This is a genomic window from Pseudomonas sp. Pseusp18 (assembly GCF_059506005.1).
The window spans coordinates 1,507,653-1,526,015 of record NZ_CP169240.1; the positions used below are offsets into that span (position 1 = coordinate 1,507,653).

Here is an 18,363-nt window from a genome sequence, read left to right on the forward strand (position 1 = left end):
ATGATTTCGGCCGTGCAAGGACGTTTTGCCAACCTCGGTATGGCGAAAAAACTGGGTGTCGGGTTTGTACTGGTGCTGCTGTTGACAGCCCTGGTGGCGGCCATTGGCGTATGGTCCCTGCAAACCATCAGTCATCGCTTCGATGGGCTCAAGCAGATGTCGTCGCTCAACAGCGGTTTGCTCAAGGTGCGTCTGCTTGAGCAGGAGTACGCCTTGCGCGGCGACCCGAAAACCGTGGACGCCTTGCACACGGGGGTGGACGCTTTGATCGCGCTGGCGACCGAGCTCAAGGCTCAGTCCGCAGCCAACGTGCCGGTCATGAATGACGTCGAACAGTCTCTGGGGGCTTATCGCAAGGCCTTTGACGAGTTCGTTTCATTGAGTCAGGCCAAGGACCTGGCGCTGGAAATGGCCAGTTGGTCGGTGTCCAGTGTGGCCAATAACCTGGATGTGCTGCAGTCCGGGCTTAGCGATGATGGTGCCTATGCCTTGAAGGAGTCCGAGGGCAAGGACGGTGCGCAATTCATCGAGCAGGCGAATCAGGTCAGCCAGGTCTCGCGACTGATGTTGCAGGCCATGAACGAAGCGCACGTACGCCTGGATCAGAGCCGCAAGGGCGACGACAGTGCCGGGCAGGGCAAGATCGAGCAAGCCGACCAGGCGCTGGCCCAGGCCGAACAGTTGAAAGCTACCGTAAAGGATGAGGGTTACCAGACGGTCCTCAATGAAGTGTCCGGTCATATCGGCAGTTTCACTGAAAAACTCGCCGAGTACACCGGCCTGTTGGCGCAGGAAAAGACCGTCTCCGAGCAACTCCACCAGCGCGCCGCGCAAGTGGTGGAGCGGGTGGATCAGGCCTACGTTGCCGAAGACCGGTCGATGCAGGCAGAGCTGAAAAAGAACTCGCTGTTGATCATCGGTTCCTCGGCGCTGGCCTTGCTGGTCGGGCTGATTGCCGCGTGGGTGATTACCCGATTGATCGTCGCACCGTTGCGCAGTGTGATCCGTGTCGCCCAGCAGATCGCCGCGGGCGATTTGAGCACTACGATTGACGTGACCCGCGGTGACGAGATCGGCCAGTTGATGCAAGCCATGCAGCAAATGGGCGCGGGGCTCAGCAACATCGTCAGTGGTTTGCAGGCCGGTATCGAACAGCTGGCAAGCTCTGCGCAATCGCTGTCGGCGGTGACCGAGCAGACCAACCTTGAAGTCAGCAGCCAGAAAGAAGAAACCGAGCAGGTCGCCACAGCGATGAACCAGATGACCGCCACGGTGCACGACGTCGCACGTAACGCGGAGGAGGCCGCCCAGGCGGCGCAGACGGCCGACGGCAAGGTCGAAAGCGGTCAGCAGGTGGTGCGTCAGAGCATGGCGCGAATTGAGCAACTGGCGGACTCGGCCACCTCGGCCAGCTCCAGCATCGAAAGCCTCAGTGCAGAAATCCAGAACATCGGCACGGTGCTCAGCGTGATCAAAAGCGTTGCCGAGCAGACCAACCTGTTGGCGCTCAATGCGGCCATCGAGGCGGCGCGTGCCGGCGAGCAGGGGAGGGGCTTTGCGGTGGTGGCCGATGAGGTTCGGGCACTGGCCAGGCGAACCCAGCAATCGACCGAGGAAATCGAACGCCTGGTCAGTGCCTTGCGCTCGGCGGCGCAATCGTCGGTGCAGCAGATTCAGAGCAGTGGCGAGTTGGTGAAGCTGGCGGTGAGCGATGCGTTGCAGACCGAAAGTGCATTGGGGAGTATTGCGGCGGCGGTGTCGCTGATTCAGCAGATGAACCAGCAGATAGCAGCGGCTGCGGAGGAGCAGAGCTCGGTGGCCGAGGAGATCAATCGCAGTGTCACGAGCATTCGCGCCAGTGCGGATCAGTCTTCATTGGCGATGCAGGGCAATGCGGCGTCGAGTATTGAACTGGCGCAGTTGGGGAGTGAGTTGAGGGGGATGGTGGGGCATTTCAAGCTGTAGCAGCTGCCGAAGGCTCGGGCTGTGTCCGGATGATCTATTGACTCTGGCGGGCATCAATCCCAACGCAAAAAAAAGCCACCTGACCCGGTGGCTTTTCAGCATTTGCATGATCAGTCGTAGATCACTTTCTTCTTCCAGTCGGCATCAGCCTCGACGTCTTTGAGCCCTTCAGTCAGTTGGTTCACTTCGCCTTCAACCGGGGCGATCTTGTCCATGACCTGGTCGTTGGCGCGGGCCAGGAGTTTTTCCAGGTACTCGAGTTGTTCGCTGTAGACCTGGGGCTCCGGCTGTTTGCGCAGGTATTGCACGCCGCGTTCGAAGGCCAGTCGGGCCTGGCCTGGCTGGTTTTGTTGCAGGGCATGCTGGCCGAGGTTGTTGAAGAACTCGATGTGCAGCAGGACCAGGATGTGGCGCACTTCACGGATCCAGCGCTTGGCTTCGTTGGCTGGCAGGTAACCGTCCTGTGCGGCGCGGGTGATCTGGCCATGAATGGCTTCCAGCAGGAAGCGCACGTCTTTGGCCTTGGCTTCGGTCTGGATCGGTGCCGGCGGGTTGTTGACCGGGATCGATTCACCTTGGGCAACCAAGGCACTCAGCTCGGTAATCCGCGGCTTTAGTGTGGCGCTGGTTTTTTCCAGGTTGAGCAGTCGCTGGCAGACGTTCAGTTCCAGGCGGGTCAACAGCAGCTTGAGCGCGGGTGTCATGAACTGACCGGGAAAGGTCTCGGTGATTTCGCCGCAGCGACGCAGGCGGTCGTTGAGTTCAACCTTGGTGCGGGCTTTTTCCAGCTTATTGTTTTCCACCACATGGTTCATGTAGCCAATGGCGATCAATAGTGCGATCCCGGCTACGACTAGCAGGGTGATCATGAGTGGTGTCACCGGTAAGACCTCTTTATGGGGTTCGCGTTCGAGTCGAGTGTAGTTGGCTTGGCATATGGGCGCATAGGGCTGCTCGACGAGTGAATCGGCTATAGCTCTTCTTATATCGGCCGCAATGCCGCTTCTATAAGTAAATAGCGTGCGAGGTGCACATTGCCATCATCTCGGCATGGACTATAGCGTCTTGGTGGATGCCAGAATATAGGCGCCAAAGGTCAGGCGACACAAAAGCCTGAATCGCTGCCAAAAGCAGGGCGAAGTCATTGATTTAAATAAATTTATATCTGGGGGTTGACGACCCCTCAATCCATCCATAGAATGCGCGCCACTTACAGCGTAAAGCACACAGCGAAACGCGGTAGGGAGTGAATGTTGTACGTGTGTCCCCTTCGTCTAGTGGCCTAGGACACCGCCCTTTCACGGCGGTAACAGGGGTTCGAGTCCCCTAGGGGACGCCAATGCGGGAATAGCTCAGTTGGTAGAGCACGACCTTGCCAAGGTCGGGGTCGCGAGTTCGAGTCTCGTTTCCCGCTCCAATTTTAAACAGCGTTGCTTTCGGGCAAGGCTGAGTGAAACCAGAACCAAATCTTCGGATGCGGGTCTGGGCACCGAAACACACACCATGTGTTCCGGGCAGCGTGTCCCCTTCGTCTAGTGGCCTAGGACACCGCCCTTTCACGGCGGTAACAGGGGTTCGAGTCCCCTAGGGGACGCCATTTGCGGGAATAGCTCAGTTGGTAGAGCACGACCTTGCCAAGGTCGGGGTCGCGAGTTCGAGTCTCGTTTCCCGCTCCAAATTCAAAAAAACGCCGCTCATTTGAGCGGCGTTTTTTTATGCGCGTAAAAAACCTGCTTCAATTTCCAAGGCTCTGCACCAGGCTTTCAAGTGCTTCAATGGTTGTATCTTCCAGTGGCGGTTGCGCTGCTACCGCTCTAAGTTGGCTGGCCAAACGGTATTCGCTGGGCGTGCAGTTGACGAACTGCTTGAAGGCGCGGGCGAAGTAGGAAGGATCCTTGAAGCCGGCCTCGTAACCGATGCTGGTAATCGGCATCTGGCTGTTGTCGAGCAGCTGTTTGGCAAAACTCATGCGCTTGTCCAGGATGTAATCGGTGAAACCGACGCCATTGGCTTCCTTGAACAGGCGACTGAAGCGAAAAGTCGTCATGCCGCAGCGCTTGGCCAAATCCCTCTGATCGATGCTGTCCCGAAAGTGCTGGTCGATGTACAGCATGATATGGCTCAGCGCCTGGTGTTTTTGGTGCCCGGAGGTCAGGCGGATGCTATCTGGCAGAGTGGGCGAGTGGTCGATCAGCAATGTCTTGTCCTGACCGGCATTGCGGCGCAATTCGCAAAGCTGCAGCAGAGCCGTCAGGTAGCGCTTCCTCTCGGCGTTGGTGAGCGGGAGCACCATGTATTCCCAGACACTGGAGCGCATGGCCCAGACGGCCAATTCTTCTGAGTGCTGCACGGTGAACATGGTAATCGGGATGGTAGGGGTGGTGCGTTTGATCTCCAGCAACAACCTCAAGCCGGGGGTGTCGGGGCGATCGAAATGGATGCAGATCATGTCTGCCTGTTCCCCGCTGGGCAGCACGGAATTTTTCGCCAGTTTGCAGTCGCAAGTCTCCTCGAACTGCGCGATGAGTTCCTTCGTGGAACGATCGTGAGTCAGATCGAACCAAAGCAGCGATGGCCTTCTGGTCATGTTGGACGTCATGTCTCTACTCTGCGGTTCTACGGGCCCCTCTTCGCTGAGTAGTATTGCTAACGTGCCATCACTTTGCAGATTAAATACTGATAAGAAAGACGAATTTTAGTTCTATCCGCTCTATGCGTTGCCTGGAAATCAGTCCCAGGCAACAGTCTGTTGGTGTGTCGTCTATGAACCAGGTATCAGCCGCTCGTCGCTTGTAAATCGAAGTCAGTGGTATTCGCGAGCCATCCCTTGTTTTACCCCTCCTGCTACTTCTGCAAAGGCCAATAACCGTATTTGGCCGCACCCGCAAAAAAGTCCTAGTGATGTGCAAAATCTTCCTAACGCCCATGCCTTGCCCCTGACTAGGGTTGCATCAGGCAGTGCAGAACGTACTGCCTTCCGGAAAAAACAACATTCGAGTGAGGTGGGCAAAATGAATCTGCAGACAATCAAGGCTTCGGTAGTGAAGTTCGCCAAAGACGAAGACGGCCTGACCATCGTGGAATACGCCGTGGCCGGTGGGCTGATTACGGTAGCTGTTGCCGCTGCGTTCGTGCTTTTGGGCGGTGCCGTGAATACCAAAATCAGGGCGCTGTGCCAGGCCGTCAACGGCAACGTTGCGTGCTGATAACGAAATTTACGGTGGCGGGACGCGGCGAAGTCCATGAATGACCGGTTGTTGCTGTTTTGCTGATAGAGCGACCGGATAACTCAATGGACTTCGCGGCTGTCCCCGCCAATGTACTTTCCGAGCCGTATGACCGCTGAAGTGAGGTACACAAAATGACTCTGCAAACAATCAGAACTTCGATAAGCAAGTTCGCCAAAGATGAAGATGGCCTGACCATTGTGGAATACGCGGTGGCAGGTGGGTTGATTACGGTAGCTGTGGCTGCAGCCTTCGTTCTTTTGGGCGGCGCTGTAGATACCAAGATCAGAGCGCTGTGCCAGGCGGTCAACGGCAACGTTGCCTGCTAACGATAATCCCGGTAGGGGAGACGCGCCATGTCCATGGAATTGCTGGTGTCGACTGTTTTACTGCTAGGACTGCTGGGCGTCGCGGTGGTGAGCGATCTGCTTCGCCACCGTATCCCCAACACGCTGGTCCTGTTGGGCATTGCCCTGGGATTGGCCGGTCAGACTTATTCAGGTGGTATCAGCGGATTGGGTGACAGCCTGTTGGGTATCCTGATCTGTTTTGCGTTCTTTCTGCCGATGTACGCCCTGGGAGGCATGGCTGCTGGCGACGTCAAGTTGATGGCCATGGTCGGCAGCTTTCTTCCGTTCCATTTCGCCTTGTGGGCAGCCATGTTCAGCCTGATAGCTGGTGGGGTGTGCGGTTTCCTGATCGTGCTGGTTCGCGGGCAATTGTTGCAGACCCTGGGGCGTTATTGGCTGATTCTCAGGGCGCAGGCCTATCTGGCGCCGACTTCGGATGAAGTCGCCGGCAAACCTTTTCCTTATTCGATCGCAATCTTGATCGGCACTTTAAACAGCGTCTACTGGCAACTGGTTGCCGGTGGATTGGGAGGTTAGTCATGCACGTCATTGTCGATAGTGATGCCTACTCCAGCGATCGGGAAGCGGTGCAACGGCTGGCTCCTCAGCCTTGCACAATCCGCGAGACGGGTCTGACCGACAGTTTTCTCGGTGAGTTGGTATGCAAGCATTTGTACGACGCCGGCGTGCTGGACATGCCGCGACTGGTGGAGCGCCTGGCGCTGACTGGCGCCGTACTTGAAGAAGTCCTGGCGTTTCTGCGCAAGGACGGTCGTGTCGAAGTCCTGGGTCAGGTGGGGCAATCGGGTGGGCAGCTGCGTTATAGCCTGACCGAACGCGGTCGCAGTGCTGCCCGCGATGCGCTGTCACGCAGCGGCTATATCGGCGCGGCCCCCTTCCCGGTGAGTACCTACCGTTCCCTGATCAAAATCCAGACCATTCACCATGGTCGCATCAGCTCAAGCGATATGCACAAGGCCCTCACCGGTGTAGTGCTCACGGAGGGGATGCTCGATCAACTGGGTGTGGCCCTGAACTCCGGGCGCGCAATCATGATTTATGGCCCCGCGGGTACCGGCAAGACCTACGTCAGCAGTCGGTTGATTCGTCTGTTCGCCGAGGCCATCTGGGTACCTCATGCCATCGTGATCAACGAGTCGGTGATCGAGATCTATGACCCGCAGGTGCATCAGCGGCTGGATGACAACGGTCAACAGAACAATCTGATGCTCAACGAAGGGATCGATCGTCGACTGCTGTGCTGCAAACGCCCGGTCGTCATTACGGGCGGTGAGTTGAGCATGGAACAGCTGGATGTTCGCTATGACCCCTTCACCCGCCAGTACCAGGCCGCCTTGCAGCTCAAGGCCAGCAATGGCCTGTTCATCATCGATGACATGGGGCGTCAGCGCATGGCACCCGCTGAGCTGTTCAATCGCTGGATCGTCCCGATGGAGGAGAAGCGCGACTTCCTCAATTTGGGCGGTGGTCGGCATTGCGAGCTGCCATTCGATCTGGTTCTGGTGTTCTCCACCAACCTCAATCCCCTGGAACTGGCTGATGAGGCCTTCCTGCGGCGGATTGGCTACAAGTTGCAGTTCGGTTACCTGAAGCCCGAGGAGTACGAAAAGATCTGGCGTCAGGAATGTGAGCGTATGGGTATTCCTTTTGACCCCCTGCTGCTGCGTTATGTACTGCAAAGGCTTTATGCAAGTGAAGGCATGCCCCTGGTGCCTTGCCATCCCCGAGATCTCCTGAACATGGCCCTCGATCGTCAGCGTTATATGGGCGGTTCCGGAGCCTTGTCGCCACAAGAGTTGGAATGGGCCTGGCACAACTACTTCGTCCAGCTCGACTTTCTTTGATACGGAGATACTGACATGAGCTCTCGTACTGTTTCCCTGATAGGCGTTTCCCTGGTCATGGGCCTTGGGGCTGCATGGATGGCCGACTCCTGGCTGAGCGCGCGGCTCAATGCCACTCCGGATGACCATCTTCGAAGCGTGGTGGTTGCCACGGTAGAGATTCCATTCGGGCAGATGGTCGAGGCCCAACAGGTCACGACCGTACGCATGCCGATGGACACGATCCCGGACGATGCTCTCGACTCCAGCGACAAGGCCGTGGGTAAGATCGCAACGTTCGACATCTTGCGTGGCGACGTCATGCGCAGCGCACGCCTGAGCGAACACCTGGGCGGCAGTACCCTGGCCTCTCTGATTGCCACAGACAAACGTGCCATTTCGGTACGCGTGGACGACGTGGTGGGTGTGGGCGGATTCCTCCTGCCAGGTAACCGGGTCGATGTACTGGCGACCAAAACCACCAGTGCCGGCAGCAACAGCGCCGTGTCCAGGACCATCCTCGAGAACTTGCGGGTGTTGGCGGTGGACCAGACGGCGGGTACCGACAAGACCCAACCGGTGGTGGTGCGCGCAGTGACGCTGGAGATGACGGCCGCCGAGGCTGAAACCCTGGTCACGGCGCAAACGGAAGGCAAGCTGCAACTGGCGCTGCGCAATCCGCTGAACTCCGAGAAAAAAATCGTGACCGCCGCGCCTGCTGCACAGGCCCCCATGGTTGTGGCCGCTGCCCCAGTGCAAAAACGCGTGGTGCACCGTGCCGAGGGTGGCGGGGCTGTCACCATCATTCGCGGGATCCAGACCAGTTTAGTGAAAGTTCGTTGACAGAGCGGTAGGGGTGCCTGTGCACCAAGGTATTGGCGGAGCCGATCCGGATCAGTATCGGCAAACGAGGGCTTGATGATGAATCTTCGTATCCAGCGGCCGTTCACTGCGACGCCAAGGCGCCAGGGAGGAGCGGTGAGCGTACTGATGGTGATCGCCTTGGCGGCGATTTCCATGATAGCGGCGTTGGCTCTGGACGGCGGGCACATGATGTTGAACAAGACGCGCCTGCAAAACGCTGTGGATGCCGCCGCCCTGAGTGGCGCCAAAACACTGCTTGAGGTGGCAGGTGCTGCCAACATGGCCAGCGCGACACGCACTGCCGCGCTCAATACGCTGACGCAAAATGCCAATGCCACGGGCAACACCGAATTGGCAACGGCGGTCGCCGGCAACCCAGGCGCATTTGCGACGGTGGAACTCTCCAGCAGCGTCTATGGCCCGTTCTCCTATCCCGGGCCGGCAAATGCCAAGTACGTTCGGGTATCGGTACCGAGCTATCAACTGACAGGTTTTTTCTGGAGCTTCGTTCAGACGTTAGGCACTGCGGGCCTTGGGAACAAGGCCGTGGCGGCGATCGCCACCGCCGGCCCCAGCCCTACCAGCCCCTGTGATCTTGCACCATTGATGGTCTGTGGTGACCCGACTAAATACAACCCGGCCGCGGGCGTGTTCTGGGGGTTCCAGTTTGGTGATTTACAGGTGTTGAAGACGGCTGCCGGCAATTCATCTCCCATTGGCCCAGGCAACTTTCAGTTGCTCGACTTTGGCTCGGGCGGCAGTACAGTCAGGGATGACCTGGCCGGAGGTGGTACGGTTTGCCGAAACGTCGGGCAAAACGTCCAGACCGCCCCTGGCAACAAGGTCGGTCCTACCTCTCAGGGGTTGAATACGCGCTTCGGCATCTACAACGGCCCGGTCAGTGCCTCGGACTACCCGCCAGACCTGGTAACCACGTCCAGCACCCCCGCGATCACATACGACGATGCAACGGGACAAAAGATGTACAAGGGGCAAACCGTCACATCGAGCGGCGGCAATCTCACGGCGGGCGCCAACGCGATACTGGACTACAACGACTGGCGTGCGAGCACTGCCGCGTGTGTGGCCGGGACCGGCAGCGGCTGTCAGAGCGGTGGGGTGTTCGAGCGTCGGATGCTGAAAATCGTGGTGGGCGACTGCACCGGTAAACAGGGGGGTACAACCTCGGTGCCGGTCCTGGGTTTTGGTTGCTATTTCGTGGTGCAGCCCATGAGCAACGGCGGCACGGAATCGCAGATCTTCGGCCAGTTTGTGAAGGAGTGTACAGGCGACAACGTAGCCGGCCCCTCGCCGTCCACCGATGTCGGCCCGCAGATCATTCAACTCTACAAAACCTATATTGGCAGCGGCACTGGCACTCCGAGCACAGACTCGTAGGAGGCGTCATGGGACTTCACTCATTCAAGCGACCACAGGCTCAGCAAGGCGTGGCATTGGTGGAATTCACCCTCGTCCTGCCGTTGTTGCTCCTGTTGTTACTGAGCCTCGGCGAATTCGGCCGCATGCTCTATCAGTACAACGTCCTGCTGCAGGCCAGCCGTGATGCTGACCGTTTTGTCGCCAGCCAGGCCTGGGACTCGACGCTCGGTGCTATCGCTCTGAGCAATACGCTGCTGACCCAGACGAAAAACGTCGCGGTCTATGGCGTGCCCAGCGCTGCCGGCAGCGCTGTGGTGTCAGGGTTGACGACCGCGAACGTCGCGGTCGCCGCGGTGGGCACCGACCATGTGCGAGTCACCATCACCTACAGCTTCTGCCCGGTGATCGGCAGTGGCAATTGTGTCGGCACGTTCCCTGGTCTTATCGGTGGGCAGTTTGCGCTGGCCATTCCGTTGGTTGCCACCACTGTCATGAGGGTGCTGTGATGAATAAAAAACGCATGCACGGCACCTATGTCGTGGAGTTCGCCTTCATCGGCATGCTGGTGTTCATCCTGTTGTTCGGCGTGGTGGAAATGGGCCGCCTGTACTTCACGGTCAGTGCGCTGGATGAAGCCGCGCGGCGTGGTGCGCGTCTGGCGGCGGTGTGCAACATCAGCGATCCGGTGGTGTTGCGGCGGGCGATCTTCAACGCCTCGACCGACGCCGGCACGAGCCAGCTGATCACGAGCCTGGCCACCACCAACCTGACGCTGACCTATCTGGACGTCAACGGTGCTGTGGTGGCCAATCCCGGCGACCTGGTCAGCGCCACTGGTTTTCGTGCCATCCGCTATGTCCAGTTGAGTCTGCAAGGCTTCGTTTTCAATCTGTTTATTCCCGGGTTAGGCGTGCCCATTACCTTGCCTGCATTCAAGGCAACCTTGCCACGCGAAAGCCTCGGGCGTCATTCCGATTCCGGGGAGATCACACCATGCTGAATACAAAGGACACCCCGCTCTCCAGCTCGACCGGCAAGACCGGGCTGCGGTTGCTGATCAGCAGTCGTGATGCCACCTCGTTGCGCGATCTGCAGAGCGTCTGCCAGCGCATGCCCTGCCTGGAGGTGAGCACTCGCCTGGTGAGCAATGGGCATGTTGACCCACTCTACGGTCTGGACCGCATGCCCGATCTGTTGCTGCTACGCGTCAGCCATCTGTGGCGCGAAGAATTGGCGGCGCTGTTGCAGCGTCCGGCCCATGAGCGTCCACCGATGTTGGTGTGCGGCCTGCTGAGCGAGCAGGAAGGCATGCGTCTGGCGATGCAGGCCGGCGCCCGTGACGTGCTGCCGGAGCCTATCGCCGAGACAGAACTGGTTGCAGCCTTGAATCGCCTGGTCATGGAGGTTCGAACCGGCAGCGGGGTTGAAGGCAAATTGATCGCCGTGATGAGCGCCAAGGGTGGCTCCGGCGGAACCTTGCTGGCCTGCAATCTGGCTCAACAGCTCAGCGTCAAGGGCGGCAGTACCCTGCTGCTGGATATGGACCTGCAATTCGGCAGCGTGACGCATTACCTGGATGTGGCGCAGACGCACAGCCATCTCGAGGTGTTGCATCAGATCGATGGCATGGACAGTGTCGCGCTACGCGGTTTTTGCAGCCACTTCAGTCCCACCTTGCATGTGCTGGGTGGTCGGGCCGGTGAGCTGTGCCTGCCGCAGGATGCCCAACCCGAGCAACTTGACACCCTGTTGCAACTGGCCCGCGCCAGCTACGACTGGGTGGTGATCGACCTGCCGCGGCAAATCGACCACCTCACCGGCTCCGTGCTGGAACAGGTGGATCGGGTGTACGTGGTGGTGCAGCAGAGCGTCAGTCATCTGCGCGATGCCAGCTCCCTGGTGCGGATCCTTCGCGACGACCTGGGCGTGCGCGGCGATCAGTTGCAGATCGTGGTCAACCGCTATGACAAGGCCGCAGCGATCAGCCTCAAGGATATCGGCGAGGCACTGCGCTGCACCAATCTGTCGAAATTACCCAACGACTTCAACCTGGTCAGCCAGAGTCAGAACACTGGCGTGCCGTTGGGGCTGCATGCGCCGAGGGCCGCGATTACTACCGCCCTGCGCGACATGACCGAGGACCTGGTCGGTCAACAGGTGGCCGGGAACAAAGGCTTACTCAAACGCGCCTTCAACCGTTTTTTCGGGGGATGACCCATGATCAGCGACTTTCGTAACCGCTTGCGCAAACAGTCCGGTAAAAACGCTGCATCGTCAGCTGCTCAGGGCGACGACCTGCTGGATCCGGCAGAGGAAATAATGGCGTGGGAGCGTGCAACACCGGACGTTCTTTACGAAACCAGAAGCCAGGTCACTCCGGTGGAAGCCGAATGGCGGGAAAAAATCTACCAGCAATTGCTCAAGGTCATGGACCTGTCGTTGCTGGACTCCCTTGAACAGGCCGAGGCCTCACGGCAGATCCGTGATATTTGCCAGCGCCTGCTCGACGAGCATTCGGCACCGGTGAGTACCACGAGCCGCCAGTTGATCATCAAGCAGATCACCGACGAAGTGCTCGGCCTGGGGCCCCTGGAACCGTTGCTGGCCGATCACAGCGTGTCCGACATTCTGGTCAACGGTTTCGCCTCGGTCTATGTCGAGCGCTTCGGCAAACTGCAAAGGACCGATGTGCGCTTTCGCGATGATCAGCATTTGCTGAACATCATCGATCGCATCGTGTCCAGCCTGGGTCGGCGTATCGACGAGTCCTCGCCATTGGTGGACGCCCGGCTCAAGGACGGTTCGCGGGTCAACGCGATTATCCCGCCGCTGGCCATCGACGGCCCGAGCATGTCGATTCGCCGTTTTGCGGTGGACTTGCTCAACACCGACAGCCTGATTCAGGTGGGCACGTTGACCCCGGCCATTGCGCTGCTGCTCAAGGCGATTGTCCGCGGGCGCCTGAACGTGCTGATTTCCGGCGGTACCGGTAGCGGCAAGACCACCATGCTCAACGTGCTGTCCAGTTTCATCCCGCACAACGAGCGGATCGTCACCATCGAAGACTCGGCCGAACTGCAATTGCAGCAGCCCCACGTGGTGCGTCTGGAAACCAGGCCTTCGAACATCGAGGGGCGTGGCGAGGTGAGTCAACGGGAGTTGGTGCGCAACAGTTTGCGGATGCGCCCGGACCGCATTGTGATCGGCGAAGTGCGCGGCGCCGAGGCGCTGGACATGCTGACGGCCATGAACACCGGCCATGACGGTTCGTTGACCACGATCCACGCCAACACCGCGCGCGATGCGTTGGGGCGAGTCGAGAACATGGTGTCGATGAGCGGGGCGACCTTCCCGATCAAGGCCATGCGTCAGCAGATCGCGTCGGCCATCGATGTGGTGATCCAGCTGGAACGTCAGGAGGACGGCAAGCGCCGGCTGGTCAGCGTGCAAGAGATCAACGGCATGGAAGGCGAGATCATCACCATGACCGAAATTTTCTCCTTTGCGCGCCAGGGCATGGGTGAAAACGGTGAAGTGCTTGGCGATTATCGCCCCAGCGGCATGATCCCGGCCTTCCGCGATGTGCTGGCCAAACGCGGCATCGAGTTGCCGCTGACGATGTTCAGGCCTGAATGGATGGAGGCACGGCAGCCATGAGCCATATTCCTGCTGAATTCATTGTGATGTTCCTGGGCATGGTGTTTATCGCCGTGTTCCTCTTGTCCCAGGGCGTGGTGGTGCCGGTGTTCGGCGAAGCGGGCAAGATGCGCAAGCGCATCCGCGGCCGTTTGCATGTACTGGAAAAAGCCAACAATTTGCCCAACATGCAGACGGTGTTGCGGCAGAAATACCTGACGCGTTTGTCGCCACTGGAGGCCATGCTCGAGCAGTTGCCGTTCATGGCGAGCCTGACACAGATGATCGAGCAGGCCGGCCATGAATATCGTGCTTACCGGGTGATCTTGCTTGGGCTGTTCCTGGGCGTGTGTGCGGGCATCTCGATCTGGATGGTCTCGACAGTCTGGTGGATGGCGCTGTTGGCGGGTTTCGGGGTGTTCTGGTTACCGCTGTTGAAAGTTTCTCGTGACCGGAGCAAACGTTTCAACGCGTTTGAGGAAGGCCTGCCGGATGCGCTGGATGCCATGTGCCGGGCCTTGCGCGCCGGGCACCCGTTCAACGAAACCCTGCGTCTGGTCGCCGAGGAGCACAAGGGGCCGGTCGCTCATGAGTTCGGCCTGACCTTTGCCGACATCAACTATGGCAACGATGTTCGCCGGGCCATGCTCGGCCTGCTGGAGCGCATGCCCAGCATGACGGTGATGATGCTGGTGACTTCGATCCTCATCCACCGCGAGACCGGCGGTAATCTGACCGAAGTGCTGGAGCGTCTGAGTCGGTTGATCCGTGGGCGTTTCCGCTTTCAGCGCAAGATCAAAACCCTGTCGGCGGAAGGGCGCATGTCGGCCTGGGTGCTGGTGGCGATTCCCTTTGTGCTGGCGATTGCGATCGTGCTCACAAGCCCCAGCTACATGCCTGTGCTGCTCAATGATCCCATAGGCCACAAGCTGATCATCGGGGCTTTCTGCGCCATGTTGATCGGGATTTTCTGGATACGAAAAATCATCCGGATTCAGGTTTAAGCGATATTCGCTACCGGGAGGTACAGGTCATGGACTTTTTACTCGGGTTGTTCAGTCGGTTCACGGGGAACGAGGAAGTAGCGCGCCTGTTGTTCCTTGGCGCGATCGGTTTGAGTACGGTGCTTGCGGTCGTCGCCTTGATGTTGCTGATGCTGGGTCTCCAGGACCCGGTACAGCGTCGTCTGGCGCTGATCAAGCGTGGTCATTTGGGCAATGCGGCTGGTCAGGAGGCGCCGAGTAATCTGCAGCTGTTGCTGGAGCGGGTCGGCCAGCGCTTTGCCTCGGCTGAGTCGGCCCAGGCGTCAGTTACCCAGACTTTGTTGACTCATGCGGGGTACCGCTCCTCTTCGGCGGTACAGATGTATTGGGCGGTGCGCTTGATGTTACCGCTGTTGATGGTTGGCCTTGCGTTGTTGCTGTTGCCGCTGATTCCCAAGGTTTCCCTGGCTGTGGGGCTGTTGTTGGTGGTCATGGTGGCCGGTATCGGATGGTTGCTGCCAGCGCTGTATGTCGCCAAGCGTAAGCAGGCGCGTCAAAACCGGCTGCGTATCGCGTTTCCAGATGCGCTGGATCTGATGGTGGTCTGCGTGGAGTCAGGCCTGTCACTGCCCACGACCATTGAACGGGTGGCTGAAGAGATGTCGGTCAGTCATGTTGAACTGGCTGAAGAGCTGGCCCTGGTCAATGCGCAGATCCGCGCGGGCATCACCAGTACCGAGGCGCTCAAACAACTGGCCATACGCACCGGTCTGGAGGATGTGCAAGGGTTGGTCAGCCTGTTGGCGCAGAGTATTCGCTTTGGTACCAGCGTGGCCGACACCCTGCGCATCTATGCCGATGAATTCCGTGATCGGCGTACGCAGGCTGCCGAAGAGGCGGGGGCGAAAATCGGCACCAAGCTGATATTCCCACTGATTTTCTGCCTGTGGCCAAGCTTCTTTCTGGTCGCCATCGGCCCGGCCATGATTGGCGTAATGAAAGCATTCGGAAATATGTAAGAGAATCGGGTGGGGGGCTGTCGAATCAGATGGCCTTGCCACCCGAACCTGATCTGTACTTCCCCTCCCAAGATCTGCACATCCCCCGTAGGAGTAAGCGGTGCGGCGATCCGACTTGCCCGCGAAAGCAATCTGTCTGCCAGCATAGAAGGCGGATATGACAGCCTCTTCGCGGGCAAGCTTCGCTCCGGGCAATGTTGTTCACTTAAGCCGTAATGCGATCTGTAGCAGCTGCCGAGCTCGCGAGGCTGCGTTCGGCTGCGAAGCAGTCGTAAACCCTGAATGCACGGTGTGCCTGACGGACCGCAGTGCCTGACTTTACGACTGCTGCGCAGCCGAACGCAGCCTTCGGCAGCTGCTACAAGGAATGCGTCGCGGCTGAAATTGCTTAAGTGAACAGCATTACGCTCCTGCGGGGAAACTCTGCCAGCATTGGAAAATGTGTAGATGCCAATACTTTCCTGCAGGCGTGATTAAGCCTGGCGTTTTAGCCAGGCTACTCTGGACGATGCCAGAGGTTGATCATCCATTGACGTCCCTCAGTTGCTGCTGGAGGTCATTTTCCCCCCAGCCTTTTGCTCAAAGAACATCGGGATCGGGTAGGTGAAGCTGTTCAGCCAGCGCTGGAAGGACAGGTCACGCTCAGTGACCGATGCAGTTTGTCGAAAAGGGGAGGCAACCACACCACGAATCTGTAGCTGCATCCACTGTTCGGTGCCTTTTTGCGGTACCGAGGAGGGACCTGGCTCAATAGCCCAGGCACTGGTGGACAGGCAAGCCATGCACACAATCAACAGCCTTTTGGTATTCATCTCGACTCCTCGTACGTTCTACTTGATCGCAGCGCCGGCTGAGGCATCGGCTACCTCAGCCTTGCGATTCCCCTCCGAAGCCACCGCTTTTTTGGCAGAGGCCTTGAGTTTTTCCGCTCGTGTTTGAGCCTCTGCAACTTGCTGGGGACTCAAGCTGGCGCGGTTCGCGAGTTCGGCAGCCGCCTTCCAGTTATCCTGATAGATCAACAGCGTCACCATGTTGAGTGCCGCCAGTGAATCCGCCTGCTTGAGTTCCATGGCCGTCATGAACTCGAAGCGTGCTTCAGGGATCCGTCGCTGATTGAGGTAGACGACCCCCAGGTCATTGCGCATCTTGTCGTCGGTGGGGGCCATCTTCACCGCACGCTCAAGGTGAGTGGTGGCGCTGGCGTTATCATTTTTGGCCGCGGCCAACTGGCCCAGGCCATGTTCCCCTTCAGCGGCCAGACAGGTGCCGAGCAGGCTTTGATACAACGGCTCCGCATCTTTACGCCCCATCAAGCGCAGCACCCGCGCCTTGCGCAGGCGAACCTGGACCAGGTCATCGGGCAAACCTTCCAGGTTCGCCAGGCTGGCGTACAAACGGCCTTCGTTGGCCATGTTGTCGGCAAGGTTCAGGGCCAACTCTTGCTCCGAAGCGGGTTTGGCACAACTGCCCGGTCGCGAAACAATACCGTTGGTGGCACAACCTGCGAGCATCAATGTCGCCGTTATTGCAATGACTGCTTTCATCGAGTGTCCTCTGGCTACAACACGTTGAACGCCTGGCCAATGGCAATACAGCTGGCCCGCCAAGCGCTCAAGGTCACCGTTAAGAGTGAGGGCGAAAGCCCGGTTCAGCGTCTGGCTCCGGTTCATTGCGAGAGCCCGGTCTTGCTGTCGAAATCACCATTTTCGAGGAAGAACATGCGGTAGAAGTTCGGGTCGTAATTGCGCAGCTGCTCGCCAGGCAACGACGGCAGTTGTGCATTGGCAGCCAGGGGCTGGACCAGATGCGGGGTGACGATCATCAGCAGTTCGCGTTCTTCACGGTTGATAGAGTTATCGCGGAAGAACGCGCCCAGAATCGGGATATCGCCCAGCCCCGGGAATTTGTTCACCTGGGAATTGTTGCGAGTGCTGATCAGGCCGCTGATGACGAAGCTTTCGCCGTCGGCCAGGGAGATGCTGGTGTCGGTACGGCGTATGGTCAGCGCCGGAACTATGGTGCCGGCGATGCTGACGGCGTTGGTGAAGTCCAGTTCACTGACTTCCGGCGCCACCTTCAGGGCGATACGGTTTTTCTCGATGATGGTTGGCGTCAGGGTCAGGCGGATACCGAACTCCTTGTACTCGATGGAGATGTTATCGCTGCCCGAACTGGGCACCGGAATCGGTACTTCACCGCCGGCCAGGAAGCTCGCACTCTGCCCGCTGAGCGCCACCAGGCTTGGCCGCGCCAGGGTGTAGGCGAAACCGCTGCCTTCCAGCGCGTTGATCGCCACCAGGGTATTGCCGGTAGCAAAGTTGAGGTTGAACATGCCGTTGTCCACAGGCACTGATGGCGTGACGACGCCGCCAATGGTGGGCAAGGTTCTCGGCGAGCCGAACAGGAAGTTGCCGCGGGTGCCGAAAATAGACGCTGAGGCTTCCTTGAGTTTGGTCCGGCTGACTTCAACGAAGCGAATATCGGTTTGCACCTGGCTTGGCAGCAGCGGGTCTTCGGTAGGTCCGGTCGACACGCTGGTCAGCGCCGAGGTGGCCCGGCCCTTGACGAACACCATGCTTTGGCGTGGTGTTTTCGAACAGGAAGTCCAGACCATCAGGCTGGTGGCCCCCGGTGTCAGACCGGTGAGTATGAAGGCGCTGGGGTTGTTGCCGCTGGGTTGCACATCGGCAATTTTCGGGTCACCCACGGCCAGTTGCGTCACCGGAACCGGAGTGCGCAGTTCACTCTGAAGCCCCTGACCGACCTCGAACGTTGTCGGCATACTGTCCATCTGCGAACAATTGGCCGCCGCGGCCTGAGCCGCGTCCACGCTGAGGCCCATCCAGAACAGGCCATGGATAATTCGCTTGAAAGCGGGCACGGTACGATAGCTCATTAAGTGCATCCTCGCTGAATAGGCCATCTACAAGGCAAACGGGTTGCCTCGGATCACTACAAGGGGCCTGAGTCGACCCTCAACCTCGCCAGAGCACTCACCACTAACGATTAATGCCCCCGGCAATATTCCTTGGTGCTACACGCAAGCAGGTGCAATACGCTGATCCGAATGAACAGCGAGCGACCTTCTAAAACGG

18 protein-coding genes, 4 tRNA genes and 1 pseudogene are annotated in these 18,363 nt (G+C 58.8%); 18 read left to right on the top strand and 5 right to left on the bottom strand.

The features are described from left to right. Positions 1 to 39: 39 nt before the first annotated feature. Positions 40 to 1,104, top strand: a pseudogene (locus tag ACEN9A_RS06620) (HAMP domain-containing protein); the annotation flags it as partial. Next, entirely contained in the window at positions 1,102 to 1,965 is an 864-nt protein-coding gene (locus ACEN9A_RS06625) for a methyl-accepting chemotaxis protein (RefSeq protein WP_408981117.1), read from the top strand. The pseudogene ACEN9A_RS06620 and the gene ACEN9A_RS06625, both read left to right, overlap by 3 nt. A 110-nt stretch (positions 1,966 to 2,075) precedes the next feature. On the opposite strand, the gene ACEN9A_RS06630 is transcribed toward ACEN9A_RS06625, so the two are convergent. Beyond that, entirely contained in the window at positions 2,076 to 2,834 is a 759-nt protein-coding gene (locus ACEN9A_RS06630; protein WP_258672770.1) for a hypothetical protein, read from the bottom strand. 394 nt (positions 2,835 to 3,228) lie between these two features. Between ACEN9A_RS06630 and ACEN9A_RS06635 the strand changes: the two genes are divergently transcribed. From ACEN9A_RS06635 to ACEN9A_RS06650, 4 genes are all read left to right on the top strand, one after another. After that, positions 3,229 to 3,304, top strand: a tRNA-Glu gene (locus ACEN9A_RS06635). 2 nt (positions 3,305 to 3,306) lie between these two features. Next, positions 3,307 to 3,382 (top strand) — tRNA-Gly (locus tag ACEN9A_RS06640). Positions 3,383 to 3,486: 104 nt separating this feature from the next. Then, positions 3,487 to 3,562 (top strand) — tRNA-Glu (locus ACEN9A_RS06645). A 3-nt stretch (positions 3,563 to 3,565) separates the two neighbouring features. Then, positions 3,566 to 3,641, top strand: a tRNA-Gly gene (locus ACEN9A_RS06650). 59 nt (positions 3,642 to 3,700) lie between these two features. On the opposite strand, the gene ACEN9A_RS06655 is transcribed toward ACEN9A_RS06650, so the two are convergent. Then, positions 3,701 to 4,564, bottom strand: a complete 864-nt coding sequence (locus tag ACEN9A_RS06655; protein ID WP_258672772.1) for a helix-turn-helix transcriptional regulator — start codon at positions 4,562 to 4,564, stop codon at positions 3,701 to 3,703. A gap of 412 nt (positions 4,565 to 4,976) precedes the next feature. On the opposite strand from ACEN9A_RS06655, the gene ACEN9A_RS06660 reads away from it, so the two are divergent. The 12 genes from ACEN9A_RS06660 (at position 4,977) to ACEN9A_RS06715 (ending at position 15,268) form a co-directional block, all read left to right on the top strand. Further along, on the top strand, positions 4,977 to 5,171 hold the full coding sequence (locus ACEN9A_RS06660; RefSeq protein WP_018926261.1) for a Flp family type IVb pilin: 195 nt from the start codon (positions 4,977 to 4,979) through the stop codon (positions 5,169 to 5,171). 155 nt (positions 5,172 to 5,326) lie between these two features. Continuing rightward, positions 5,327 to 5,521, top strand: a complete 195-nt coding sequence (locus ACEN9A_RS06665; RefSeq protein WP_018926260.1) for a Flp family type IVb pilin — start codon at positions 5,327 to 5,329, stop codon at positions 5,519 to 5,521. Between the two features lie 27 nt (positions 5,522 to 5,548). Beyond that, positions 5,549 to 6,079 (top strand): A24 family peptidase, encoded by a 531-nt coding sequence (locus ACEN9A_RS06670; RefSeq protein WP_018926259.1) that lies wholly within the window; start codon positions 5,549 to 5,551, stop codon positions 6,077 to 6,079. Between the two features lie 2 nt (positions 6,080 to 6,081). Next, entirely contained in the window at positions 6,082 to 7,407 is a 1,326-nt protein-coding gene (locus tag ACEN9A_RS06675; protein WP_018926258.1) for a DUF8689 domain-containing protein, read from the top strand. A 15-nt stretch (positions 7,408 to 7,422) separates the two neighbouring features. Further along, positions 7,423 to 8,229, top strand: a complete 807-nt coding sequence (cpaB, locus tag ACEN9A_RS06680) for a Flp pilus assembly protein CpaB (RefSeq protein ID WP_018926257.1) — start codon at positions 7,423 to 7,425, stop codon at positions 8,227 to 8,229. Positions 8,230 to 8,304: 75 nt separating this feature from the next. Further along, positions 8,305 to 9,648 (top strand): TadE/TadG family type IV pilus assembly protein, encoded by a 1,344-nt coding sequence (locus ACEN9A_RS06685; protein ID WP_258672773.1) that lies wholly within the window; start codon positions 8,305 to 8,307, stop codon positions 9,646 to 9,648. Positions 9,649 to 9,656: 8 nt separating this feature from the next. Continuing rightward, positions 9,657 to 10,136 (top strand): TadE/TadG family type IV pilus assembly protein, encoded by a 480-nt coding sequence (locus ACEN9A_RS06690; RefSeq protein WP_258672774.1) that lies wholly within the window; start codon positions 9,657 to 9,659, stop codon positions 10,134 to 10,136. Next, positions 10,136 to 10,630 (top strand): TadE family protein, encoded by a 495-nt coding sequence (locus ACEN9A_RS06695; RefSeq protein ID WP_111455152.1) that lies wholly within the window; start codon positions 10,136 to 10,138, stop codon positions 10,628 to 10,630. Before ACEN9A_RS06690 ends, ACEN9A_RS06695 begins: the two co-directional genes overlap by 1 nt. Next, positions 10,624 to 11,844 carry an AAA family ATPase gene (locus ACEN9A_RS06700; RefSeq protein ID WP_258672775.1) on the top strand — a complete coding sequence of 407 codons (1,221 nt, stop codon included), beginning with the start codon at positions 10,624 to 10,626 and terminating at the stop codon, positions 11,842 to 11,844. The genes ACEN9A_RS06695 and ACEN9A_RS06700 overlap by 7 nt, the downstream gene beginning before the upstream one ends. A 3-nt stretch (positions 11,845 to 11,847) precedes the next feature. Next, positions 11,848 to 13,287: a TadA family conjugal transfer-associated ATPase gene (locus tag ACEN9A_RS06705; protein WP_258672776.1), complete on the top strand. Its 1,440-nt coding sequence runs from the start codon at positions 11,848 to 11,850 to the stop codon at positions 13,285 to 13,287. After that, positions 13,284 to 14,270 carry a type II secretion system F family protein gene (locus tag ACEN9A_RS06710; protein ID WP_258672777.1) on the top strand — a complete coding sequence of 329 codons (987 nt, stop codon included), beginning with the start codon at positions 13,284 to 13,286 and terminating at the stop codon, positions 14,268 to 14,270. The genes ACEN9A_RS06705 and ACEN9A_RS06710 overlap by 4 nt, the downstream gene beginning before the upstream one ends. Before the next feature lie 29 nt (positions 14,271 to 14,299). Then, positions 14,300 to 15,268 (top strand): type II secretion system F family protein, encoded by a 969-nt coding sequence (locus ACEN9A_RS06715; protein WP_258672778.1) that lies wholly within the window; start codon positions 14,300 to 14,302, stop codon positions 15,266 to 15,268. Between the two features lie 539 nt (positions 15,269 to 15,807). Here ACEN9A_RS06715 and ACEN9A_RS06720 read toward each other — a convergent pair. From ACEN9A_RS06720 to ACEN9A_RS06730, 3 genes are all read right to left on the bottom strand, one after another. Further along, positions 15,808 to 16,080: a DUF3613 domain-containing protein gene (locus tag ACEN9A_RS06720; protein ID WP_258672779.1), complete on the bottom strand. Its 273-nt coding sequence runs from the start codon at positions 16,078 to 16,080 to the stop codon at positions 15,808 to 15,810. Positions 16,081 to 16,098: 18 nt separating this feature from the next. Next, the gene (locus ACEN9A_RS06725; protein ID WP_258672780.1) at positions 16,099 to 16,812 is read right to left on the bottom strand and encodes a tetratricopeptide repeat protein; all 714 of its coding nucleotides are present in this window, start codon (positions 16,810 to 16,812) and stop codon (positions 16,099 to 16,101) included. A 122-nt stretch (positions 16,813 to 16,934) separates the two neighbouring features. Continuing rightward, positions 16,935 to 18,164: a type II and III secretion system protein family protein gene (locus ACEN9A_RS06730; protein ID WP_258672782.1), complete on the bottom strand. Its 1,230-nt coding sequence runs from the start codon at positions 18,162 to 18,164 to the stop codon at positions 16,935 to 16,937. Positions 18,165 to 18,363 lie beyond the last annotated feature (199 nt).